Raw genomic sequence first — 25717 nt, forward strand, 5'->3', positions numbered from 1 at the left:
TTATTACTAACTATAAACTATAAAATATTCACCCTTGCCCTTTTAACTTTTCCCGTTTTCCCTTACCCACCACTTCCCATTGGCTCTAATCTTCCAATGTATGACTTTTAATTCCCCATTCCACTTGTCTTAACATCCCTCTCAACATAGCTAACTCTTGAGTTTTTAAATCACTACGATTGACAATACGCTTAATTTTTTCCATTGTTGCTTTAGCGGTATGGGGATATAAATAATTAACCTGTAGCAAAACGGACTCTAAATGTTGATAATAACCTTCTAAGGCTTTTAAATCAGCTAAATCATCCTGTTTTTCTGTTTCTGTGTCAATTACTGTTTTTTGGTTTTGATTCAGAAACTCCTGATATAACTCATAGGCACAAACTCCCACCGCTTGAGCTAAATTGAGAGAGGGATATTCAGGATTACTGGGAATACAGACAAATCTTTGAGCATAGCTTAATTCCTGATTGCTCAACCCTCTATCTTCAGGACCAAAAACTAAAGCTGAGTTAATATTTTCTTCTAGCAACCATCCCATAACATCTCTTGGTTTTTCTAAAGGAGTGGGAATTCCCCTTTCTCTGGCGGTAGTTGCAATGGCTCTTTGGCATCCTTGCAATGCGGAGGGAATAGAATTAACTATTTTCGCTTTTTCTAGTACCTCTACTCCATGCACTGCCATAACCTTAGCTTCCTCAGAGAGAGGATTACAATGAGGATTGACAATAACTAACTTCGTTAAACCCATATTACGCATAACCCTAGCAATTGAACCAATATTTCTCTCTCCAGCCGGTTCAACTAAAACAATTCTCACAGAGTCAATTACAGTCATGGTAGCTAAGTGATGTGATCTATAACTTGGAAAAAAACACTCTAAAATCCTACCATTAATCAATAGTACTTTAACCTCAATTCAGTTTAATAGTATCGGATAAGTTTAGGTGTCAGGTTTCAGGTTGCAGGTTTCAGGGAAAACGAGAGTTCGCCGCACTCGTTCCGCAAAGCGGTACGGGGTTAGTTAGGGGCGAATGGCCATTCGCCCGTACAGGAGTATAGAGCCTCATTTTTTTTACTGGTCAAAACCTATTTCTTTTGTAGGATAAATGAATAATTAAATGTTGATTTGATGTGTTTTTTTTTATTTGTTAAATTCGGAATGAAACTTCTTTTGGCATTAAATTAAGTTACAAAAAAATAGTTTACAATGAGCAAATAATTGCAATAAAACTTTATATTGGGCTTCTGAGATGAAACCGAATCAAGCGTCAAATCAAGATTTATCAAAGATTGGGCAAGATAGTGAAAAGCAAGATGATTTGCCACAAAATAACCAGAAAAAACTATCAAGATGGTTATTAATACTGTTAATTTTGGGTGGGGGCATCGGTAGTTGGCAAATACTCAAACCTTCTTCCGTGACTTCTCAAGCTCAAGTTAAGGAGAGTGAGACACCTGCTAAACCAGTGACAGTAGAAACTTTAACGACTTCTCAAGCTGTCCAGAAAGTTAAATTATTAGGACAAGTGGAGGCTGGTCAAAAAGCAACCCTAAGTTCTCAAATTGATGGTACGATCGAACAAATATTAGTAAAAGAAGGCGATCGCATCTCCGAAGGTCAAGTAGTAGCGGTTTTGGATATTGCAGATGCTCAAATTGCCCTAGCCCAAGCTAAAGCTAAACTTGCTCAAGAACAGAGTAACCTCGATCGCCTACAGGTAGGTACTCGTCCAGAAATTATCGCTCAAAGACAAGCCCAATTGCAGTCAGCATTAGCAAGGGAAAAAGAAGCTGAAAATAATTTAGCCAGTTTAATTGCCTTGCAACCAGATTTAATTAAGCAAAGACAAGCAGAATTACAAGCCACTCAAGCAAGGGAAAAAGAAACCCAAGATAATCTCAAAAGAATTACAACCTTGAGTGAAGAAGGGGCAATTTCTGAAAGAATCCTAGTAGAGGCTCAATCGGCGGTAGAAACAGCAGTTAATGAGAGACTAAGGGCAGAATCGGCTTTACAAGCCCAAAAAACCCAAGCCAGTCAAGATATTGCCCAAGGAAGAACTAATTTAGATAATATTCGTAGTGAAAAATTGCGTCTTCAAGCGAGTTTAGCAGAAGCAAAAGCAGGACCTACTATCGAAGAAATCGAAGCTCAAAAAGGTTTAGTAAAATTGGCTCAAGCTCAAGTCCAACAAGCAGAATTAGCCTTACAACGCACAGAAATCAAAGCACCCTTTGCGGGAATTATTCAGGCTCGACAAGTAGATACAGGAGATTATGTAGAAACAAATGATCCTCTTTTTACTTTAGTCAGTGATAAATCCGTTGATATATTTTTAGAAATTCCTGAAAACATTAGTGGACAAGTAACACCGGGAATGAGAGTCAATTTATCTGCCCGAGCCTTACCCGATTGGCAAGATAAAACTATAATCACCGCCGTTATCCCCACTGCTGACACTGCGTCTCGCCGTCAATCCGTTAGAGTTACATTGGATAATCCTCCCCCGCAATTAGTCCCCGGTATGGCTATTCAAGCTGATTTAGAAATGCCCCTAGCTGTAAATGATGGCTTTGTGGTTTCTCGAGATGCTTTAACTAGAAGGGGAAATCAATGGTTACTATTCGCTGTTGAGGGGGGTAAAGCCAAGCAATTAGAAGTAGAAATTGTCAATGATTTGGGTTCAGAAGTAATCATCGCTAATGCTCAACTTGAAGAAGGAAAATCAATTGTTGTCAAAGGCGGTGATGGATTAAAGGATGATACTGCTGTCAAAATTATTGAATAAAGGGGCAAAGGGCAAAGTTCAAGGGGCAAACCCCCCTTTATCACCCCTCTTGAGGGGGGAGGGCAAAGGTAAATAGTGAATAGTGAATAATTAATAACTTCTAACTCTGAACACCTCATTACTCATTCATTACTTGTTTCTCCCTCTCCCCTCATCCCCCTATCCCTAATCAAATTAATCACTATTTATTACTTATTTGTTTATGAATTTCATCAAAACAGCTATTCGTTGGCGACATGGTACGGGGGTATTGTTTTGTTTACTTGCCCTGTTTGGAATTTTGGCATTATTTCAACTTCCCTTAGAGTTACAACCGGGAGGTGATACCCCAGAAATAAGTATCCGTACCGCTTATTCTGGTGCTAGTCCTGCCGAGGTGGAAGACTTAGTTACTCGCCCCATTGAGGAAAGATTGGAAGAAGTGCCGGGGGTACAAGAAATTATTAGTACCAGTAGCTCAGGTTTGAGTAATATTAATGTTGAGTTTGCTTGGGATAGTGACATCGATCGCAGTTTAGTTGATGTTTTAAATAAATTGCAACAGGTGGAAGCCTTACCAGCAGAAGCGGATGAGTCAGAGGTAGAAATTGTTAGCGGTAGCAGTAGCCCGATGATGTGGATTGTCTTAACTCCGAAAGAGGGGTTTGCAGGGGATGATTTTCATTATCGAGATTTAGTAGATGATGTGATTGTGCCTAGTTTGCGTCAGGTGCAAGGTATTGGTGAATTTATCATTTCAGGGGGTAGAGAGCGAGAAGTAGAGGTTATAGTCGATCCTAAAGCCCTTGCAGATAGAAATTTAACCATCTCTGATGTGGTGAGAACCTTAAGAAATAATAACCGAGATATTCGTGGGGGTCCTTTAGTTTTAGGGCGAAGAGAATATCGGGTAAGAACCATTAGCCGTATTAATGATGTTAAACAGTTAGAAGATTTTGTTTTGCGTCGAGATGCTTCTGGCACGGTTTATTTAGGTGATGTGGCTACGGCACAAATGGGTAGAGCGATTCAAGATCGAGCTTTAATTAGAAATAATGAACCTGCAGTAGGTATTGGGATTGTTCGGCAGGTAGGGGGGAATGTACCCGCAATTTCTCAGGGAATTCGTCAACAATTAGCTCTATTGGAAGAAAGATTCGATCGCGCTGGAGAGGGAATAGCTTTTGATATTACCTATGATGAAAATGACTATGTCAATCAATCAATTTCTTTTGTTCAGAGTAATCTAATTATTGGTGCAATTTTAGCCGCTTTAATTCTATTGTTGTTTTTGGGTTCTATTCGCACGGTGGCAGTAATTGCCATTTCGATCCCCACGACTTTAATTACGGTTTTTATCGTCTTCTATTTACTGGGTAGAACTTTAAATGTTATTAGTTTAGCTGGTTTAGCCTTTGCGGTGGGGATGGTGGTAGATAATGCGATCGTAGTTTTAGAAAATATTTTCAGTCATTTACAAAAAGGTAAAACTCCCGTAAAAGCCGCCATTGACGGAACTAACGAAGTTGCAGGGGCAATGTTAGCCTCTACCCTAACCACCGTAGCAGTATTTGCTCCGATTATTTTAGTTACAGGAGAAGCAGGGCAGTTGTTTTTTGATATTGGTATTGCCCTCTCTGTGTCTGTGTTATTTTCTCTTTTTGCGGCTATTACCTTAGTGCCTATGTTGGCGGGATTATTCCTTAAGCATAACGAAGCAGAACAAATGCTCTCAGGGGTAATATCGGATCAAGGAAATGGGCTAGAAAGAGCGATCGCACAAACTTCAGCAATATTTCGTTTATTACAGAGTAAATTAGAAGCCTTTTTGCTAAAAACCGTTCGTTGGTCTTTAGGAGAAGGTAAATTGAAAAGAAGACTATTTGTGTTAGCTTCTCCCCTGCTTTTATTAATAATAAGTTTGCAACTTTTGCCTCCTGCGGACTACTTACCAGAAGGAAATCGTAACCTAATTATTTGGTTAGCAGAACCGTATCCCGGGACAAGTATTCCTGAAGCCATAGAACTTTCTGAAGCCCCTAGAAATTTTGTTGCTCAACAACCTGAAGTAATGCGTACTTTATATGTTCATCGCCCCGGGCGCAGAATAATTGCCGCTTTTATTAAACCTGAGTTAGCTACGAGTAATAATCTCAACAGCTTAGTGGAAAGATTAAGAGCAAAAAGTAATGACTACCCCGGCTATCGTTTTCTGATCCCCATTAGAGCCTCTATTTTCCAAAATCCGGGGAAAGAATTTGAAATACAAATTATCGGGGAAAATCTTGAGCAGTTAAACCAAATTCAACAGGAAATCAGTCAACAAATTCGCAGTTTAGAAGGGGTGCGTAATGTGCGATCGAATTTTGTTACAGGCGCACCAGAATTACAAATTATTCCTAATCGGGTTCGTTTAGCAGAAGCTCAAATTTCTGAGGCAGACTTAGGAGAAGTGGTACAAGCGGCTTTAGGCGGAGTTAGGGCTTCTGAATTTGTTGATGGTAATCGAGAATTGGATGTAACAGTGGAGTTAAAAGATACCTTTGTTTCTTCTCCTGAGCAGTTACGTCAATTGGCTATTTACAATGGACAGGGCAAAAGATTACAGTTAGCTGATATTGCAGAAGTATTTGAAACCACCGGGGCTGATACCATTAATCATGTGGACTTAGAAAGGTCTATAACTCTCACCGTTAGCCTCGATCGTGAAGCTCCTTTAGGTGCTTTAATAGAACAAACTCAACGGGAAATTCTTGATCCTTTACAAGAAACATTGCCCTCTGATGTGCGTTTGGAGTTAGCAGGTTCTGCGGATGTCTTAGGAGAAACTCTATTTCAATTGGCTTCTACTTTTGTTCTCTCTTTAATCATTACCTATCTATTATTAGTGGCTTTATATAAGTCTTTTACTTATCCGATAATTATTATGGCAACCGTACCAATGGGGATTACAGGGGCATTGTTGAGCTTAGTTATAGCTAATTCAATTCCGGGGGTAGTTGTACCATTAGATATGATTACAGGATTAGGATTTGTTATCTTGACAGGAATTGTAGTTAATAATGCAATTTTGTTAGTGGATAGAGCTTTACAATTACAAGAAGAAGGAATGGAATATAACACCTCCTTATATTATGCCGTGAGCGATCGCCTTCGTCCTATTTTTATGTCTGCTGGAACAAGTGTATTGGGAATGTTGCCTTTAGCACTATTACCGGGGAAAGGAACGGAACTCTATCAAGGTTTAGGAGTTGTTTTGGTGGGGGGCTTAATACTTTCTACTTTTTTAACTCCCACAATTATTCCCGCTTTGATGGGTTTATTACAGGATTTTTCTGGGAAAAATCATCAACAATCATCATCGCAAACATCTCCTCCTGTTGGCACATTGCAGAACTAGAAAACTACCTGAGTTCGGAGTTATAGTTATTTCAATTCAACGACCAATGAAGCCCAAGCCATAAATCTTTGCCGAAGATATAGGTTTCTGATTTATTGGGCTTTGGGGCTTTTATTTAGCTATTTCTCGCACTGGGCAAAGCAATACCTTCTACAGCTTGACGGTAAGGCTCAACAGATTCACTATAGTCAATAGGAAGCACAGCACAAACATTCTCATGAGGACGAGGAATAATAACCCAAGACTCAAGAGCTGCACCTTCAGCCTTTTCAACTGCATCAATACCAGCAGCCATAGCGGTTTTAACCTCAGAGACATCTCCTCTAATATTGACGGTAAAACGGGCGCTACCTACACGAATATAACCAACAAGGGTTACTCTTCCTGCTTTAACCATAGCATCGGCGGCGGCTAAAACTCCGGGAAATCCTTTGGTTTCAAGAGATCCAACTGCTGATTGGGAAGGCATAAAAAAATTCTCCTAAAATTTATATAAAAATTAACGATAATATAGAACAATTACTAAAAAGTAAATCGATAAGGCTCAGAGGCTTCTGTGTAATGTATTGGCAAAACGTCCACTACATTGGGGGGAGGATTCGGAACAATATAATGACTTTGAATTACTCCTCCAAAAACATTTGCTCCTTCTCGGATACCTTCTTCCATTGCCCGTTTGACTTCGGATACAGGACCTCGAAAAGCAATGATAAAATCACCTTTTTCTGCTTTATCGAAATAAACGATAGTAACACGAGCGGCTTTTACCACCGCATCGGCTGTCGCCAAAATGGATGGAAAACCGAGGGTTTCAATTACTCCTACTGCTTCAGGCATCGGTGATCAAAAAATAGATATTAAGTAATTTATCTATTTAGATTTTGCTAACATAATTTGTTTGTTGTTAGGAAATCTAAGGTCGATTCTGCTAATCTTACCATTTCTTGGTAACAGGGGAGAATAACCTGTCACTATTGAATATTGAATATTGATAATTAACTATATAAGTAGAAGTAATAAATAAAGCTCTATTACTTTGAGTATGTAACCTCAGTTCAGTTTAAGAATGTCGGATAAGGTTAGGTTTCAGGTTGCAGGTTGCAGGTGCTAGGGAGAAATGAGTTCGGAGAGTTTCTCGTAAGGGTTGAATATATTCAACCCCTACCATCCCAATATCCTGACCTAACAACCGATAGTATCTATTTTCTAAACATTTTTAACATTCTTTGGGTGACTAAAAAGCCTCCAGAAATATTAATTGTTCCCACTAAAATTGCGATCGCACCTAGTATAGTGGTAGGAGAAGTTAGTTCTCCTGAAATTTGCAACATTCCACCAACAATTATAATACCGCTAATAGCATTAGTGACGCTCATTAAGGGAGTGTGTAGGGCAGGGGTTACATTCCAGATGACCTGCCAACCAACAAAAACAGCTAAAATAAAAACCGTAAAATGGGATAAGAAAGACTCAGGTGCACCTATACCGATGCCGATAAGGGCTAAAATAGCTAACAATGCCCAAATAATTCCCCCATTGCCTTTTTTCTCTTTTTTACTCTCCGTTGTAACAATTTTCGCTTCTGGTTTAACAGGAGTGGCAGGAGATGGTTGAGCAATTTTTGGTGGGGGAAAAGTAATTTCTCCTTGGTGAGTGACTAAAGCCCCTCGAATTACCTCATCTTCAAGATTAACGGTGAATTTATCATTACCGCCCATATCTTTGAGCAAATGCCACAAATTAGTGCCATATAATTGACTAGATTGGCTGGCCATGCGACTGGGTAAATCTGTTAAACCAACAATAGTTACCCCAGCATATTGATAAATTTCATTGGGCTTTGTAACTTCACAGTTACCACCTTGTTCTGCCGCTAAATCAACGATGACTGAGCCTTCTTTCATGGTTTGCACCATCTCTTCTGTAATTAACTTCGGTGCAGGTTTCCCCGGTATTAGTGCAGTAGTGATAATAATATCAACATCTTCAGCTTGTTCAGCAAATAAAGCCATTTCTGCGTCAATAAACTCCTTGCTCATGGTTTTGGCATAACCACCTTCCCCAGAGCCATCTTCTGCAAATTCGAGTTCTAAAAATTCTCCTCCAAGACTTTCTACTTGTTCTTTTACCACTAATCTGGTGTCAAAAGCTCTAACAATCGCCCCTAAACTTTTTGCCGCACCAATAGCCGCTAACCCAGCAACTCCAGCACCAATAACTAGGACTTTTGCTGGAGGCACTTTTCCGGCGGCGGTAATTTGCCCAGTGAAAAATCTTCCAAAATTATTGGCGGCTTCAATAACGGCTCTATAACCTGCAATATTTGCCATACTAGATAAAGCATCTAGTTTTTGGGCTCTACTGATACGAGGCACCGCATCCATAGCCAATACAGTTGCCTGTTTATCGGATAATTTTTCTAATAATTCGGAATTTTGAGCGGGATAAATGAAGCTAATTAAAGTCTTTTCCGCAGTTAACAATTCCACTTCTTCGGGTTGAGGGGGACGTACTTTGAGGATTATATCTCCTTCTTGCCACAGTTTTTCTCTATTTTCGATGATTTTACAACCTACTTCAGTATAAGCGCGATCGCTGAAATTGGCTTTTTCCCCTGCTTGGGTTTCAACTAAAACGGTAAAACCGAGTTTTTGTAATTTGGTAGCAGTATCTGGAGTCGCACTAACTCGACATTCTGACGGATAAATCTCTTTAGGAATGGCGATTTTTAGGGATGTCTGTACAGAATCGGAAGTAATGTTTTCTGTCAGAGTCGCAGTCATAATTTCTCCTACTTAGTTTTGAGGGTTTTTCTCTTATACTTTGCATGGTAGGATCATTCTCTTTTTTTACCTCTTAATTTAAACTTCTCTTAGTAATTGACACGGATTTATTTACATTCTGTTACTCGTTAGCTTTCTCAGAATTAACAACTGACGTTACGCACTTATTCATGTGTTAAGTTTTAGTAGGTTTCAGGTTTCAGGTTTCAGGTATCAAGTAGCAAATTTAATTTTCATAAGATTACATTATTTTATCCAAGAATTTAGAATAAGAAAATCAATTAATTATATTTTTTGTCAATTTTTTAACCTAATACCTAACACCCGACACCTACTCTTATCTAATATTCTTAAACTGAACTGAGGTTTGGTAATAATTTATAGTTACTAATTTTATGGACAAATATCCACTCAATTAGCTTTATAGACTTTAACGTCTAATGGCTTAACTACAAAGCTCACTATCGAGTCCTTAATCCTAAAAGATTAAACTTCTCGACTACTTTTGGTGGTTTTATTTCTAGCTAAAACTTTTACGTTGGTAGCCCAATAGTTAAGGAAAAATTAACTGAATCCTTACCAACAACCCCATAGTTTTAAGGTTTATTTAACCTTATTATAAAATATTTGACCATAAATTCGGTGAAATAATTTAATACTGAAAAAATTTTTCTTCCTTTATTAATTGATAATGATTTGATGATATATTGATTAGTCAAATTAACTATTAGCTATTTAGAAAAAACTATTTATGCGTATTGCCCTATTTACCGAAACATTTTTACCGAAAGTTGACGGTATTGTTACCCGTCTCAAACACACCGTTGAACATTTACAAAAACAAGGGGATGAAGTTTTGATTTTTTCTCCTGAAGGTGGTTTGAAAGAATATAAAGGTGCAAAAATTAACGGTATTAAGGGTATTCCTTTGCCTCTATATCCAGAATTAAAATTGGCGATTCCTAATCCTTCTATTGGTTTTAGTTTGAGAAGATTTAAACCTGATTTAGTTCATGTGGTGAATCCTGCGGTTTTAGGGTTAGGAGGCATTTTTTATGCGAAAAAATACGATATTCCTTTAGTCGCTTCTTATCATACCCATTTGCCCCAGTATCTTCATCATTACAATTTGGGGGCTTTAGAAGGTTTATTGTGGGAAATGTTGAAATTAGCTCATAATCAGGCAAGATTAAATCTTTGTACTTCCACTGCGATGGTGAATGAGTTGGAAAGTCACGGTATTGAGAGAGTTGATTTATGGCAAAGAGGAGTTGATACGGATTCTTTTCACCCTGATTTAATTTCTAATCAAATGCGCGATCGCCTCTCTGGTGGTAATCCTGATGCACCCTTACTATTATATGTAGGAAGAGTTTCCGCAGAGAAAGAAATTGATAAAATTAAACCCGTATTGGAAAACATCCCGAATGCAAGACTGGCAATTGTGGGAAATGGTCCTGCGAGAGAGGAGTTAGAGGCGTTATTTGCAGGAACAAATACTAATTTTGTGGGCTATTTACACGGACAGGATTTAGGCTCGGCTTATGCTTCGGCGGATGCGTTTATTTTTCCTTCTTCCACAGAAACCCTCGGTTTAGTGTTACTAGAAGCGATGGCGGCAGGATGCCCTGTGGTAGCGGCAAGACGGGGTGGTATTCCTGATATTGTTACCGATGGTGTTAATGGTTATTTATTTGAACCTGATGATCCTCAAGGTGCGATCGCAGCTACTCAAAAATTATTAGCTAAAACCGATGAGAGAGAACAATTAAGGCAAAACGCTCGGAAAGAAGCGGAAAAATGGGGTTGGGCTTCTGCTACGACTCAATTACGCAATTTTTATCAAGGGGTGCTATCGAGAGATATTGGTTTAGTAGCCTAAGTAAAAAATTAAAAATTAAGAATTAAGAATTAAGATAAATTTGTGAATAAATGATGGAATATGATATATCAGAAAGGACTTTAAGTTTTAGTATCAGAATCGTCAATTTATGCAAATTTCTTAGAGAAAATGGAGGTACAGGCTATGATTTAAGTAAACAGTTAATTCGTTGTGGTACAAGCATTGGAGCGAATATTGAGGAAGCACAAAATGCAGAAAGCACTGCCGATTTTATTCATAAGATGAGTATTTCTTTAAAAGAGGCAAGGGAAACAAAGTATTGGTTGAGAATATTAATTGCCACTGAAAAAAAACTAGGGTCAAGACTGCAACCTTTGCTTCATGAATCACATGAATTAGTTGCTATTATTTACACTATCGTAAAAAACGCAAAAACTAATCAAAGATAAAATCAAACAACTCACTCATAATTTTTAATTTTTAATTTTTAATTTTTTTAATTGTTACAAGATATTCTGCTAATTCTTGGATTCGGTTACTTTGGAGGAGAGTTTGCCCGTCGTCTCAAGATTCCTCCTCTGATTGCCATGATTTTTGCAGGAATTATTCTTGGTAATCAAGTTACTAATCTCCTGAGTAATGATATATTGCAGTCTGCTGATGATTTAAGGGTGATTGCTGTTGTTATTATCTTGATGAAAGCAGGGTTAGGTTTAGATCGACAAAAGTTGAAATCACAAGGCTCTGTTGCTTTAAGATTGGGCGTTTTACCAGCTTTAGGAGAAGCGATCGCAGTTTCTATTTTAGCGGTGATATTTTTGGATTTTGATTGGGTAACAGGATTATTATTGGGATGTATTTTAGGGGCGGAATCTCCTGCGGTAATAGTACCGGGGATGTTGCGGTTAAAGAGTTTAGGGTGGGGAGTAAAAAAAGGGATACCTGATGCAATTTTAACAGGAAGTGCTTTATCTGATGTTTTGTTATTGTTGATTTTTAGTTTATTGATGGGGTTATTGACTAGCGATGGGAATAGTCTGGAGTGGCAGTGGTTGCCGTTACAATTTTCAGGGCAAATTATCGGCGGAGTTGTTATCGGTTGGTTGGCGAGTAAGTCTTTAGTGTGGTTGATAGTTAAGCAAAAGTTAACTCAAAATATCCTACAAGAAACGATGGTTACGGGGTGCTTGGCTTTATTTTTAGTGATTATGAGTGAAAAATATCATTTTTTCTCTGGTTATCTGGCAGTAATGTCAACAGGATTTTTCTTAATCGAATTTTCTTCTCCTTTAGCTCGTTGTTTACGCAATGGCTTTGATAGTTTATGGCAAGTAGCCCAAATTTTTTTGTTTGTTTTATTGGGGGCAACCATTCCCCTTAATGTTTTAGGTAGCAGTTTCACAAAAGGCTTAATAATCATAATTTTTGGTACTTTAATCGGTAGAATGGCTGGTTGGTATCTCTCTACATGGAAAAGCAACTGGAATCAAAAGGAAAAACTCTTTCTTCTTGCGGGTAACTCCGCTAAAGCCACCGTACAAGCTGCGATCGCATCTATTCCTTTAGCACAAGGCATTAGAGGAGGAGAAGAAATATTAGCCATAGCCGCCTTATCAATTTTAGTTACAGCCCCCCTTGGTGCATGGGCGATTCCCACTTTTGCTCCTCTTTTATTAACTAAGGGTGAGGTTGATCCCACCAAAGTATCTGTTGATGATCATGTTATATTACTGAGTGCGATCGATGATTCTCCTTTAACCACTCCTGTTTTAAAGAAAACCGCAGAAATAGCTCGTCGGAGTAATGCTAAAGTAATAGTTTTGCATATTATCGATGATAGTCAGAATAATAACTTAGAGAATCTGAAGGAAAAAATCAACACATTATTAGCAGATATAAATCATCAAGTTTTAATCGTAGAAGGAGTAATAACAGAAGAAATATTGAGAGTGAGTCAAGAATTTCAGGTAAAAGAAATAATTATGGGCAAAAGAGGACATAAAAACTGGCATGAGCTTTTAATTGGTTCTGTTTCTCAAACAGTTTTAGAATCGAGTCCTATTCCTGTAATTATTGTTGAGCATTGACAATTGCCATTTAAAGAGTGACTTGAGCTCCTAAATTTTCTAAGGTAATCATTTCGGGAATAGTTAATCCTTTGATGCCTATAAAACAAGAATCTTCGAAAGGACGTTTTCCTCTCAATGCCATAATACATTTACCCGTTTCCACATTCCAAATTTTGACGGTTTCATCCTGACTGCCACTAGCCAAATATTTACTATTAGGATGAAAAGAAACAGACCAAACCCAGCTATTATGACCTCGAAGAATTCTTAAAAAATCTCCTGTCTTAGCATTCCAAAGTCTAATTGTATGATCGCAACTACCACTAGCTAAATATTCTCCATCGGGGCTAAATGCAACAGACTGAACCCAACTGTAATGACCAATCAAGGTTTTGACACATTCTCCTGTTTTGACCTTCCAAAGTCTAATTGTATAATCACAACTACCACTGGCTATATATTTACCGTCTGGGCTAAATACGACGGATTGCACCCAACTTTGATGACCTTCTAAAGTATGAAGACATTTACCCGTTTCAGTATCCCATATTTTCACCGTTCGGTCTTCACTGCCACTGGCGAGAATTTTGCCATCAGGACTAAATGCCACTGACCAAAGCCAACTTTGATGACTTCGCAGGGTTTTAAGACATTTTCCCGTCACCATATCCCATATTTTTAAACTATAGTCTCCACTGGCACTAGCTATTTTTTTGCCGTCGGGACTAAATGCCACTGAACGAATCCAACGATTATGTCCTACCAGTGTTTTGAGACATTTTCCCGTCACCATATCCCATATTTTTAAACTATAATCACTACTGGCACTGGCTAAAATTTTGCCGTCGGGACTAAATGCCACTGAACAAACCCACCCTTTATGTCCATGTAGAGAAGTGAATGTTTGTGTATTCGTGCCATTTGTGGTTAGGTTACTGACATTCCATAATTTGATTAATTTATCTTCATTGCCACAAGCTAAAGTGTTACCGTCTGGACTAAAAGTAACTGCTTGAATCCAACTAGCATAACCTTGCCATGTTTTGACACATTGACCAGTGCCGGTTTCCCAAAGTTTAATGGCATTATCTTCTCCTCCACTGGCTAAAATTTGTCCATCTCCTCGAAATGCGATCGCGCCTAGTCTGCTATTGTGTCCATGAAGTGTTTTACGACAAGTACCCTGTTGCCAATCCCATAAACGAATGGTATGATCTCCTGCTCCACTGGCTAGAATGTTATCTTCTGGGTGAAATGCTAATGAGCGTATTCTCTGTGTGTGTCCGTGTAGTTCCTTTAAACATTTTCCTGTTTGCCAATCCCATATTTTAATGATGCGATCGCCTCCTCCACTAGCTAAAATTGTTCCATCACCACTAAAAGCAAGAGTGCGAATCCAAAGAGTGTGACCTTTCAAAGTCCGCAGACATTTTCCTGTATCTAATTGCCAAATTTTAATTGATTTATCTTCACTGCCACTAGCCAAATATTTACCATCAGGACTAATCACCACCGACCAAACATAACTGTTATGACCATTTAAAGTTTGTAAACAGATTCCACTGTCAAAATCCCAAATTTTAATAGAACAATCACTGCCACCACTAATCAATTTTTGACTATCTGGAGTAAAAATAACACACCTGACTCTTTGGTTGTGACCAAACAATGTATTTAAACATTTTCCCGTACTGACATCCCAAATTTTAATGGTTTGATCGCTACTGCCACTAGCTAAATATTTACCATCGGGGCTAAAAGCCACCCCATGAACCCAACCCGCATGACCCTTAAAAATGGAGATAAGACGATTTTCCTGTAAAGACCAAACACAAATTTCCCCATTCACATCCCCTGTCACCAAAAATTGATCATTAGGACTGTAAACCATAGAAAGAATATTACTCAACCTTTGAGGAAAAACCGACTGTTGAAATTCACAATGGGCAAAATTAACATTATGAAGTTTGCATTCTTGTAAATAAGCCTGTCTGATAGTTAATTTAGAAAAATCCCATCCGCTTAAATCTGTATTTGATTCGCACAATAAATTAAGAATATTACCCACAGCATAACCTGAGCCTGTGAGATTTTCCTCTTGCAATTTTTGCACAATTTTTCTTAATTTACTTTCCAAATGATACTGATTTTTAAAAATAATAATTAATTTATCTAATAAAGGTCTAACAATAAAATTTACCTGAGATTTTCTAGTATGTTCTTTTATATCTGTTTTTAAGAGAGCATAATGATTAAATAAATCTAATTCTTCCGTAATTATTTCATTGATAATTTCCTGAATTAACTTATTAATTAAATATTCTTTTACCACAGGTTGTAAAGAAAATCGATTATCATGACATTCAATTAAAGAACGCCCCATTAACGATTTAAGTGCCGTAATTAGATTTAAACGAGAGATTGTGGGGTAAATATCCCTTTCTAAATCACTGGTAGTAACTTCATCAATATTAATTGCTAACCAATAAAGAATTTTTTTTCCTAAGTCAGATAATCGCTGGAAATGCTCTTCTAAAAGACAAATTATTTCATCAAAAATAAACACTTTGTTTTTAATAAACTCAGACAAAGAACCATCAAATAATTCTTTAATTGTTGCACCTAAAATTTTCAATGTGAGAGGATTACCATTATAGTTTTCAATTAGTTGATTTGCTTGAGCATAATTAGACCAATAACAACCTTTAATTTTTAAAATTTCTAAACCTGCCTGAGTATTTAAACCTCCCAAATTAAAACAACGAACAGGTAAAGTATCACCGCACATCAAAACCATTTCCTTGATTTTTTCTCGGCTAGTAATTAATAAACAACTTTTATGGCGACATTCTCCTAATTTTTGAAATAATTTAATATAGTCTTGAAAATCTGTCTGAAAATAGCCAGAATTAACTCCAGTGGCAAGGATTGTTTCTAAATTATCAAGAATAATTAAACAACGATGTTGAGAACAAAAATTAATTAAACGGGAAATTTGCTCATCAATATTAATAACTAAGTCTTTCTCTTGTTGAGTGAAAAATTGCAAAATGTCTGAAAGCAAATCACTAAGTAAAGTTGCATTACTTAAAGACCTCCAAATAACATATTCAAAGTCATATTCTATATTTTCCCCCAACTTAACACTCAGATAAGTTTTTCCCATACCCCCCATGCCCACAATACCCACACAACGGCATTTATCTTGAACAATCCACGTTTGTAGTTGGGTTAATTCAGATTCTCTCCCGACAAAATAACTCACATCTGGGGCTGTACCCCAATCTTTTTGAGTATTGTAACAAGAGTTAATATTTTCTTTGGCATTATTGAAATCATTACAAGTAACTTCTGAAGATTGAGGAGAAAAAGATAAGTTGAGATTACTGTCGAGTTTTTTTTGTTCTAGGATTTTAATTTTTTTTTCTAAAATGGTGCGAAAGTTAGTTTTTTTGACTTTTTCTTCGCAAATGTCCGATAAAAGTTGCCAGAGTTTTGGCCCTGCGTCTCTTTTGAGATAACTAACCGAATAACCACAAGATTGGGCTATTTCTTCATAACGCTTACGAGGTTCAGATAAGGATATTAACAATAACTGCTTTTGTAGATCACTTAGATAGTGTCCACTTTTAATATAAACTTGGTCATCTACCAACTGAATTATTTGTTCTACATCCATGGGTTTTGTGTGACAAAAAATCTCAAAAGTTTTTCCTTTGATTTTAGTGCTGATTTGACAATTTGATATTTAACTTTAAAATCTTTTAATAAGTTGTTAATTCGTTTTTAAGCAAAAAGAGTCAAAAACAATTATGTTTCGATCATAAATAATATCAGTTATTATAGCTAGGTTTTGTTTATATAAGTTTTAAAAATAAGTACAAATATCAACAAGAATAAATAAAAAATAGAACATGATTACTTTTATCTCTTGATTACCAGAGCTTTTTTTTATTTTTTGAAGTAATAGAAAGAGGAAAAAACAAGAACATTTTTTAATGAGTAAACGATAGTATTTAGTGAAAATAGTCTTTATTTACTACTTTTCTCGTAAAATCTAAAACTAATAAGACTTAAATAATCTGGTTCTTCAGAGTGTGGTTATGATAAATTAATAAAAAATAACTTCCATAACCTTTATTGAATAGTGTTTATAGTAAAATAAGAACTAAAAGTTTATAAATTATTATTTAATAATCCCCTATTGCCTATTGCCTCTTGCCTGTCGCCTACCCTAACTAATAATTTACACGACGAGAAGTGATAGAGCCAAATTTTTAGGTTTGATGATAGTTTTTTGTGTGTCGAAAGGAGATTAAATGGCTTTATTTTTGATAATTCCTACTGAATAAATTCCGAGGATTCTAAGCGGATGCTACGCAATGGGATAAATCCACATTGCTTCGCTTTATCTTAGCTGACCAGAGCCTAATTCTCTGGGGATGTATCAAAGCACCCATAGACACTCCATCAAGATTTACATTACTGAGAATACTTGACTTTGCGGTTACTTTTTTGCGGATAATATTAGCACTACCGTTGCAATCGGCATTGATATATAAGTTGTTAGCTGTACGGAACAATCCACGCTTTACTCTTTTTCCACTCGACTTCCAAATTTCGGGTTTTTCACCGTGAGTAGGGATGAAGTCTAAATCTAAAAAAGAAGCCTTGCTCGTATAGCTTTCTTCTTGTTCTATGAACTGAATACTGTACAACTCAGACAGATCTTTAATTCTGTCTTTTAATCTTGCTGTTGGAATAACTACAAACTTTTGATTTGTCTTTTTTCCCATATTTGCTTCTTGCTTTTGTCCTTGATTCCAACCAAAAACAATAGTACCTATATTATTTTGTAAGCAATGATTGATAACTATTCTAGCTGACTTATTAACAGCGTCTCTCATTTGACGGTTACGCTTTTCGGTTATTCTCATTAACCTTTTTGACCAAAAACCTTGTGTCCTATTCTCTTTCAGTATTGCTACTTTTTTGTTATACCAGTTATTCATTGATTTAACTTGTTTTCCATCAACTATAAAGCTAGTACCTACATTAGACACACAAGTTAGCCAGTTGTTAATTCCATGATCAATACCAAGTACATTGTCTTGGCATAAAGAAATTGGTTCTATTTTCTGCTCATACACAAATTCCAGATAAAAGCATCCATTTCGAGGTATTATTCTGTATTCCTTAATGTCTTTATAATTGAGATTAGAAGGCATTTGCAAATAAAAATGATCTATTCCAAACCATACTTTTGTTTGCTTTCCTAGAGTAAATTTTAGTTGGTTATTTTTTGCCAACTTAACCCACCTAGCAGGGTAAACCGCTTGATATAAACCCTTTTTACGATAATTCGGAAGTTTAGGTTTAAAGTGTAAATCACCCTTGTTAGCTTTACTTTTTAGAGTTTTATAGCTTGACATTCCCTCATAAACACTTCTCAATGTTTGTTGAGCTACGCAAGAGCGTAAAGCCCGATAATGAAGGTTAGTTTTTATTTCCTTGTCTAGCTCAAACTTAGTTATATAGCGATGCTCTTTAAAGTATATTTGTCTAGCATAATAAAGCCCGATGTTATAGAGTTTGTTCGCTTCAATGCAGATATACTCTAGTACAGACTTAGTATCTTTATCTGGGTTCAATAAAACTTGTTGGCTTCCATACATTTTCTTAGTGTATATTAGTTGTGTAGAATATATTAGCAAAATAAACAAAATAATGGAAGATTACCGCAGAAATCCTCACTCAGTAACTTTGTTAAATTATCATTTTGTCTGGTGTCCAAAAAGAAGAAAAGCAGTACTAAAAGGCAAGATAGTCAAACGTTGCCAAGAAATAATATTTGAGTTGTGTACAGAAAATGACTGGAGGTTAATTGCACTGGAAATTATGCCTGATCATATTCACTTATTTATTGAAACAAATCCTACTTACGCTCCATCTGTAATCATCAAAAGAGTGAAAGGTAGATTATCTCATCATTTAAGAAAAGAATTTCCTGAATTATTAAAATTACCTACCTTATGGACTCCTAGTTATTTTTGTTCAACCGCAGGTAATGCTAGTACAGAAACAATCAAAAAATACATAGAAAATCAAAAAGGTAAATAGGCAGAATAAATTCTGCGACGTTCGTTCTGCCATTCACTAAAGTAAATGGCTAATTCTCACTCTTCTTTAGGTTTCTTTTTTTGATCAAAAGATTTCCTATCCTTAACATCGGATTAATATCTTCTTCTGTATCAAGATTATCTTGAGATGTATTACCCCATTTTTCAATTTCTAGTTTTATGTTATTACCTTGTATATATTGAGAAGATAGTCTTAATTCAAGGGGGTCTTTTAATAGGGAGGCATCGGCGGGAATGATTCCCAATTTATTGATTGCATAAACTTTTTGAAAGGTTCTATATTCTCCACTACACAGAAGGTAATCCCAATCTCGCTTTTTCTCTATCAAGCTAAATAAACTAGAAGCGGTGATATAACTAAACAAATTTGCGATCGCATTTCTTCCTTGCTCGACTTTGATTTTATCTTGAGAAAAGTCTATAAACCATTTTTGAGAACCATCAGGAAAAATAACCTCTAATTGATAAATAACAGACCATCGACAATGTTCTTTAAAGATTAAATCCTTATATTCTGTAATAAAATTCAGCAAATTGATCTCAATTTCTTCGGCTATGTGAGATTTCATTTTTGATAAGTCATAATTTTCAGGGTTGCCGTCAAGTAAATTTTTTTCAACATTAACAGGGGAAAATTCTAGGCATTCCCGATCATCTAAAATCATTTGTGCATATTCACTCTGACCACGATTGTAACTATATTTTCCTTGATCAATAGTAAAAACGTCACCCGGATCAAGGGTATAAATATTTTTCTTCAATTCGGGAAAGGCTGTTTCTAAATCTCGACAAAATCTTTCTCTGGTAACGGGAAATACAATGCGATTTTGCCACGATGATTGATTAATATACTTAAATCCATTTGCCCCCGGTGCGATCGCACTTGGTTGAATTAAACTAATTAAATGGAATAATTCTCCGTATAAACCAAAGGGAAAGGAGAGACTTTGATTATATTGATACTTTCCTTCCATACTAATGTGCCAAACACTTAGTAAAAAATCAATGTGGGGATAATCCTTCTTAACTCTCTGGATAGTGGGGGGAGCAAAATAAGTATCAACAGTATTCCAAAAAACCCCAGAAGAATCAGCAAATACCATGCCAAATTCAGGCACTCGAACCTCAGAACGAGTAGTCATCAATACAGTTGAACCAATCCTGACTTTATCAAATTCTCTGAGAGGATAAATAGACTTATATCCTAATTGAACAAGACTTTCTGCAATCAATTTATCTTGAGGAATTAAAACATCGACATTTTTCGGTAAAGAAGCAAGGGTGCGAATGTCAAAATGATCTAAATGTTGGTGAGAAATAACCAAAAAATCAAAATCAGGTATTTTTTCAGGGAAAACCGTTCGTTTTGGACAAGATTCGTTCAAACCTTCACAAAAAGGATCGAAAAAGACAGGATCCATTAATACTCGACAATCTTCCGTTTCAACCAACAGGGAAGCATGACCTATTAAATCTATTTTCATTGTTTTCTAGTGTTGTTTTCGACAATTCTATCCTAAAAATAAAATCTCGATTTCATCCTAATCAGTAATTAAGACAAGGCAATAGGCAATGGGCAAAGGTAAATAGTGAATAGTGAATAGTGAATAATTAAAAACTCCGTTCACAACTAAAGGGAGTGTACAAGCACAGCGAACTCTCATTTCCCCCTCTCACCCCCTTCACCTCATCACCCTCTCCTCCGACACCTAACTCCGCTAGACCCTTAAACCTGCCTCAAATAAATGGGTCTTATGATACCATGTCACAAATATTATATTTTTAAAATTATAGAAAAAGTCGATCAATGAGCAGTTTTTTGAGCCGTCAATGGTTATCCTTGCACGTGTTTAAATTTTTATCTTTATTTTTTGCTTCTTATTTTTCTATATTATTAATAGGGTTTTGGAATGCTCCTATTTTTTCTCAGGATGTACCAGAAATTAGGGCAGTTTGGCTGACCACCAGTGATACAGATACACTACTTGATCGTCCTAAAATGAAAGAGGCGATCGCATCTTTGGCTTCCCTTCATTTTAATACCATCTATCCTGTGGTGTGGAATTCGGGTTATGCTCTTTATCCTAGCAAAGTGGCACAAGAAGCAAAGATACAACCATTTGTACATAAAGGATTACAAGGACAAGAACCATTAGGGGAATTGATAGAAGAAGCCCATCGATATAAGATGTTAGTTTTACCTTGGTTTGAATTTGGTTTTATGGCACCTCCTTCCTCAGAATTAGCCTTAAAACATCCTAATTGGTTAACCAAAGCCCAAGATGGTACTCAAACCACCTATAGTGCGGCGGGGGAGGTGGTGTGGCTTAATCCTTTTCATCCAGAGGTACAAAAATTTATTACTGCCTTAGTCATGGAAGTGGTGAATAATTATGACATTGACGGTATTCAATTTGATGATCATTTGTGTTTACCTGTGCAGTTAGGCTATGATGCTTATACTGTAAATCTTTACAAGCAAGAGACTGGTTTAGAACCTCCTAAAAATTATAAAGATGCAAATTGGATGCGTTGGAGAGCCAATAAATTAACGGAATTTGTCGCACAACTTAACCAAACAATTAAAGCCCAAAACCCGAATAAAATTTTGTCTATTTCTCCAAACCCCTACCATACTGCTTATAATTCTTTTCTGCAAGATTGGTTAGACTGGGTGAGAAAAAACTTAATTGATGAGTTAATTATTCAAGTATATCGCTCTGATTTTGCTGTTTTTCAAAAAGAAATTACCCGTCCAGAAATCAAGGAAGCAAAAGAAAAAATCCCCGTTGGCATTGCTATTTTAACAGGATTACCTAATCGTATTACACCCATCGAGTTTGTTAAGGAAAAAGCCTTAGCCGTTCGACGACAAAAACTAGGAATTGCTTTCTTTTTCTATGGTAGTATGTGGAATACAAGCCCTGAATTAAAGAACGATCACGAAATGGCTCTGCGCGATCGCAAATCTAGTTTTCAATCTCTGTTTCCCTATCAACCCCGTCGCATTGTAACGGTAAATCCGAATACTCCTATTATTACTCCCACTAATTCTGTTATTCCCGTTACTCCTTCTAATCCAGTTACTCCCGTCACTTCTACTAACAATGTCGTTAATCCCGTTAATAAGGTAACTCCAACTAATCCCCCCATTATTGATTCAAGTATTGATCCAACCAATGTAACCAGTGAGCCAATTCCCATAGATGAATTTTTAGAGTTTTCTCCTTGAAACTCCTACTACTCTATCGTGGTTTTATTTTTCAATAACCTGAGTTTGAGATAAATTTTCATTTATGAGTGATGGCAATTAGTTAATAGTTAATAGTTGATAATTACTCGTTACTCGTTACTCGTTACTCATTACCTTCTTCTAAAACCTGAAACCTGAAACCTGAAACCCGATACCTTATCTCCCTTTCCCCTCATCCCCCCATCCCCTAACACCGTAAGGGTTGAATATATTCAACCCCTACCACCTGACACCTAACCTTATCTGATATTCTTAAGGCAAACAAGGTAAGAGATAAAGCGATGGCAGTAAATCACTATACTTCTGCTTTGGGCTTGACGGTAGAACTAATATGTAACTCTTTGAGTTGTTTTTTGTCAACTTCTGCGGGGGCTTCGGTTAAGAGGCAACTTGCCTGTTGCGTTTTCGGGAAAGCGATTACGTCTCTAATGGAATTTTCCTGCGCCATTAACATCACTAATCTGTCTAAGCCGTAAGCAATACCGCCGTGGGGGGGAGTGCCATATTCAAAGGCTTCTAGTAAAAAGCCGAATTTTGCCTTTGCTTCTTCTTCTGATAAACCAATGGTAGCGAATACTTTTTCTTGCACTTCCCTTTGATAAATCCTTAAGCTACCTCCGCCGATTTCGATACCATTTAATACTAAGTCGTAAGCCAATGCCCTAGATGAAGATAAGTCGTCTAAGTCTTCTGGATTCGGTGCGGTAAAGGGATGGTGTAAGGCTTCTAAACGTTTTTCATCAGCATTCCATTCAAACATAGGAAATTCAGTAATCCAAACGAAATTAAGTTTATTTTCATCGATTAAGCCTAATTCTTTCCCAATGGCTAAACGAAGTCTATCGAGGGATTTATTGACGGTTTCGGTATCACCTGCTCCAAATAAGAGTAAATGTCCGGCTTTTGCTCCTGTTTTCTCTAACAATGTCTGTTTTTGTTCTTCTGACAGGTTATCCTTAATCGCACCTATGGTATCAATTTCACCGTTTTCTCTCACTCGAATATAAGCGATACCTTTTGCCCCGGCAATGGTGGCTTCGTTGAATAAGTCTCCCCCCGGTTTGATTCTGACGTTGGATATTTTGTCGTTACCTTCGGGAATAGGTAAAACTTTAACTATTCCACCACTTTTAATTGCCCCTGAGAATACTTTAAAGCCTGAATCTTTGACTATTTCGGATACATCCACTAATTCTAAGCCAAAACGGGTATCGGGGCGATCGCACCCATAACGATTCATTGATTCTGCGTAGGTTAAACGGGGGAAAGGGCGGGGTAAATCAATATTTTTGACAGTTTTGAAGATATGACAAATTAAACCCTCGTTCAGCTCGATTATTTCATCTTCGCTCATGAAACTCATTTCCATATCAAGCTGAGTAAATTCGGGTTGTCTATCCGCCCTTAAATCCTCATCACGGAAACAACGAGCAATTTGATAATAGCGATCGCACCCTGCTACCATAAGTAATTGTTTGAATAACTGAGGAGATTGGGGTAAAGCATACCATTGCCCTTCATTTACCCTAGAGGGTACAAGATAATCTCTAGCACCTTCAGGAGTGGAGCGAGTTAACACTGGGGTTTCCACCTCGATAAAATTATGATCATCTTCGAGGTAACGACGCATGGCTTTGACTACCTGATGACGAAGGGTGAGGTTGCGACTCATTTTCTCGCGCCTCAAGTCCAAATAACGATATTTTAATCTTAAATCTTCCCTTATATTTTCTTCCTCCACTGTGGCAATTTGAAAAGGTAATTGCTTATTAACACCGTTGAGAATTTCAATTTCTGTGGCATAAATTTCGATTTCCCCCGTAGGTAATTTCGGATTCAACGATTCGGGAGGGCGTTGAAAAATTTGTCCTGTGATTCTGACTACATATTCATTTCTTAAACTATCTGCATTTTTGTAGGATTCAGGAGTGCGTTGCGGATCACTAACTATTTGTACTACACCAGTGCGATCGCGCAGATCAATAAAAATAACTCCGCCATGATCCCGACGGCGATCGACCCAACCATAAAGAGTTACAATTTTATCAAGATGTTCTAACCTTAATTCGCCACAATAATGAGTTCGCATAATAATAAGCTATCTTATATAACAAATATTTATAAACTATTTTCCCATACTTAGGAAAGTAAACTTACACAAACCTATTATTATAGCAGTCTTAGGATACATGGATTTGCCCTGAGTTAGAAGTTCGGAGTGACGAGTTCGGAAATAATTTATAATTATTAAAAAACAAATAATTTAATGGTATGGAGTGGCAAGAATTTTCAGGTAGTTGGGTTTTAACACCTCCTCATCCTTTAGGCATCATTCACTTTTTGGGAGGAGCATTTGTCGCAACTGCACCCCATATTACCTATAGATGGTTACTGGAAAAATTAGCTCGTCAGGGATATATTATTATTGCAACCTCTTTTCTTAATACTCTTGATCATAAAGCGATCGCAGTTAATGTGCAAAATCGCCTAGAAAATATTTTATATCGTTTAGAATACAAACAAGGTATCGATATAAACTACTTACCTATTTATGGTTTAGGTCATAGCATGGGGTGTAAATTACATCTTCTCATCGGTAGCTTATTAAAAGTAGAAAGAGCAGGAAATATACTTATTTCCTTTAATAACTATCCTTTTAAAAAAGCGATTCCTTTTGCAGAAAATATTATTCCTTATTTACAAGATAATATCAAAAACTATTTACAACTAGAAGCAAATTTAGATATAGACTTTACCCCTACTCCCATAGAAACAAATATAATTATCAAAGAAAACTATCACATTAGACGTAATTTATTAATTAAATTTAGTGATGATACCATTGATCAAACTCTCGAACTTCATCCTATTTTAAAACAACTACATCCTAATATGATTACGGCTTTGCAACTGTCAGGAAATCACCTCACCCCTTTAGGGCAAGATATTGATTGGGAAATGGGCGGACAATTATTTTCTCCTATCGCAGGAATTTCACAGTGGTTTCAAGACAATTTTTCCAGAGATTTATATAACCTCTATCAACAAATCTCCCGTTGGTTAAATCCTTGTCCTGATGTTGGTTTCTGAATAAAAAAACCGACAATACTACTACGATGAAGTGTGATAGTTGTCGGTCAGATGTTTGTTGTCGTTTAATCTTAAGGAAACCTGTAGGAATAACCCATCTGTCTCTGTAAGATTTCTTTACATTTATTTTAACAGACTTTGACATTCTCCCACAACCAAATCGAAATTATGATAACTTGATAACGCCTTAAAATCAATTTAACCGCAGTTTATACTAACTATAACCTGAGTTTTGGATAAGCTGAAAGCGTTATTTTCTTCTAGTCAGAAAACCTTATAGCTTCTTAGAAATAAGAATAAAATTACCTTAACCCGAACGAGCTGAGATTAACTATAAATTATGATAGGGGCTTTAGACCCACAGATTT

At 36.7% G+C, this 25717-nt stretch carries 16 protein-coding genes; 8 read left to right on the forward strand and 8 right to left on the reverse strand.

The features are described 5' to 3' along the window. Positions 1-85 precede the first annotated feature (85 nt). Positions 86-838, reverse strand: coding sequence for an RNA methyltransferase (locus CYAN10605_RS15560; RefSeq protein WP_041922553.1), 753 nt, complete (start codon positions 836-838; stop codon positions 86-88). 415 nt (positions 839-1253) lie between these two features. On the opposite strand from CYAN10605_RS15560, the gene CYAN10605_RS15565 reads away from it, so the two are divergent. Together CYAN10605_RS15565 and CYAN10605_RS15570 are read left to right on the forward strand one after the other, a co-directional pair. Beyond that, entirely contained in the window at positions 1254-2792 is a 1539-nt protein-coding gene (locus tag CYAN10605_RS15565; protein WP_015220903.1) for an efflux RND transporter periplasmic adaptor subunit, read from the forward strand. A gap of 202 nt (positions 2793-2994) precedes the next feature. Then, a complete protein-coding gene (locus CYAN10605_RS15570; RefSeq protein WP_015220904.1) occupies positions 2995-6171 on the forward strand; it encodes an efflux RND transporter permease subunit in 3177 nt (1058 codons plus the stop codon). A 115-nt stretch (positions 6172-6286) separates the two neighbouring features. On the opposite strand, the gene CYAN10605_RS15575 is transcribed toward CYAN10605_RS15570, so the two are convergent. From CYAN10605_RS15575 to pntA, 3 genes are all read right to left on the reverse strand, one after another. Then, on the reverse strand, positions 6287-6640 hold the full coding sequence (locus CYAN10605_RS15575) for a carbon dioxide-concentrating mechanism protein CcmK (RefSeq protein ID WP_015220905.1): 354 nt from the start codon (positions 6638-6640) through the stop codon (positions 6287-6289). 53 nt (positions 6641-6693) lie between these two features. Then, positions 6694-7008 (reverse strand): carbon dioxide-concentrating mechanism protein CcmK, encoded by a 315-nt coding sequence (locus CYAN10605_RS15580; protein WP_015220906.1) that lies wholly within the window; start codon positions 7006-7008, stop codon positions 6694-6696. 362 nt (positions 7009-7370) lie between these two features. Beyond that, positions 7371-8954 (reverse strand): Re/Si-specific NAD(P)(+) transhydrogenase subunit alpha, encoded by a 1584-nt coding sequence (gene pntA, locus CYAN10605_RS15585; protein WP_015220907.1) that lies wholly within the window; start codon positions 8952-8954, stop codon positions 7371-7373. Positions 8955-9705: 751 nt separating this feature from the next. On the opposite strand from pntA, the gene CYAN10605_RS15590 reads away from it, so the two are divergent. The 3 genes from CYAN10605_RS15590 to CYAN10605_RS15600 are packed head-to-tail and all read left to right on the forward strand — an operon-like array spanning position 9706 to position 12884. Then, entirely contained in the window at positions 9706-10836 is a 1131-nt protein-coding gene (locus CYAN10605_RS15590) for a glycosyltransferase (RefSeq protein WP_015220908.1), read from the forward strand. A 50-nt stretch (positions 10837-10886) separates the two neighbouring features. Further along, entirely contained in the window at positions 10887-11246 is a 360-nt protein-coding gene (locus tag CYAN10605_RS15595; RefSeq protein WP_041922554.1) for a four helix bundle protein, read from the forward strand. A 51-nt stretch (positions 11247-11297) separates the two neighbouring features. After that, a complete protein-coding gene (locus CYAN10605_RS15600) occupies positions 11298-12884 on the forward strand; it encodes a cation:proton antiporter (RefSeq protein WP_015220910.1) in 1587 nt (528 codons plus the stop codon). Between the two features lie 10 nt (positions 12885-12894). Here the strand turns inward: CYAN10605_RS15600 and CYAN10605_RS15605 are convergent, their stop codons facing one another. Together CYAN10605_RS15605 and CYAN10605_RS15610 are read right to left on the reverse strand one after the other, a co-directional pair. Continuing rightward, complete coding sequence (locus tag CYAN10605_RS15605; RefSeq protein ID WP_015220911.1) at positions 12895-16545, reverse strand: WD40 domain-containing protein; 3651 nt, start codon at positions 16543-16545, stop codon at positions 12895-12897. 685 nt (positions 16546-17230) lie between these two features. After that, on the reverse strand, positions 17231-18541 hold the full coding sequence (locus CYAN10605_RS15610) for an RNA-guided endonuclease InsQ/TnpB family protein (RefSeq protein ID WP_015220912.1): 1311 nt from the start codon (positions 18539-18541) through the stop codon (positions 17231-17233). A 49-nt stretch (positions 18542-18590) separates the two neighbouring features. On the opposite strand from CYAN10605_RS15610, the gene tnpA reads away from it, so the two are divergent. Continuing rightward, positions 18591-18986 carry an IS200/IS605 family transposase gene (tnpA, locus tag CYAN10605_RS15615; RefSeq protein WP_083887276.1) on the forward strand — a complete coding sequence of 132 codons (396 nt, stop codon included), beginning with the start codon at positions 18591-18593 and terminating at the stop codon, positions 18984-18986. Between the two features lie 49 nt (positions 18987-19035). On the opposite strand, the gene CYAN10605_RS15620 is transcribed toward tnpA, so the two are convergent. Continuing rightward, positions 19036-20490 carry an MBL fold metallo-hydrolase gene (locus CYAN10605_RS15620; RefSeq protein WP_015220913.1) on the reverse strand — a complete coding sequence of 485 codons (1455 nt, stop codon included), beginning with the start codon at positions 20488-20490 and terminating at the stop codon, positions 19036-19038. A gap of 323 nt (positions 20491-20813) precedes the next feature. On the opposite strand from CYAN10605_RS15620, the gene CYAN10605_RS15625 reads away from it, so the two are divergent. Continuing rightward, a complete protein-coding gene (locus CYAN10605_RS15625; protein ID WP_015220914.1) occupies positions 20814-22238 on the forward strand; it encodes a family 10 glycosylhydrolase in 1425 nt (474 codons plus the stop codon). Positions 22239-22554: 316 nt separating this feature from the next. On the opposite strand, the gene aspS is transcribed toward CYAN10605_RS15625, so the two are convergent. Beyond that, complete coding sequence (gene aspS / locus CYAN10605_RS15630; RefSeq protein ID WP_015220915.1) at positions 22555-24348, reverse strand: aspartate--tRNA ligase; 1794 nt, start codon at positions 24346-24348, stop codon at positions 22555-22557. A gap of 182 nt (positions 24349-24530) precedes the next feature. Here aspS and CYAN10605_RS15635 point away from each other — a divergent pair, with 182 nt between their 5' ends. Beyond that, complete coding sequence (locus CYAN10605_RS15635) at positions 24531-25349, forward strand: DUF1350 family protein (RefSeq protein WP_015220916.1); 819 nt, start codon at positions 24531-24533, stop codon at positions 25347-25349. The last annotated feature ends 368 nt before the right edge of the window (positions 25350-25717 follow it).

This window comes from Cyanobacterium aponinum PCC 10605 (assembly GCF_000317675.1).
Lineage (GTDB): Bacteria > Cyanobacteriota > Cyanobacteriia > Cyanobacteriales > Cyanobacteriaceae > PCC-10605.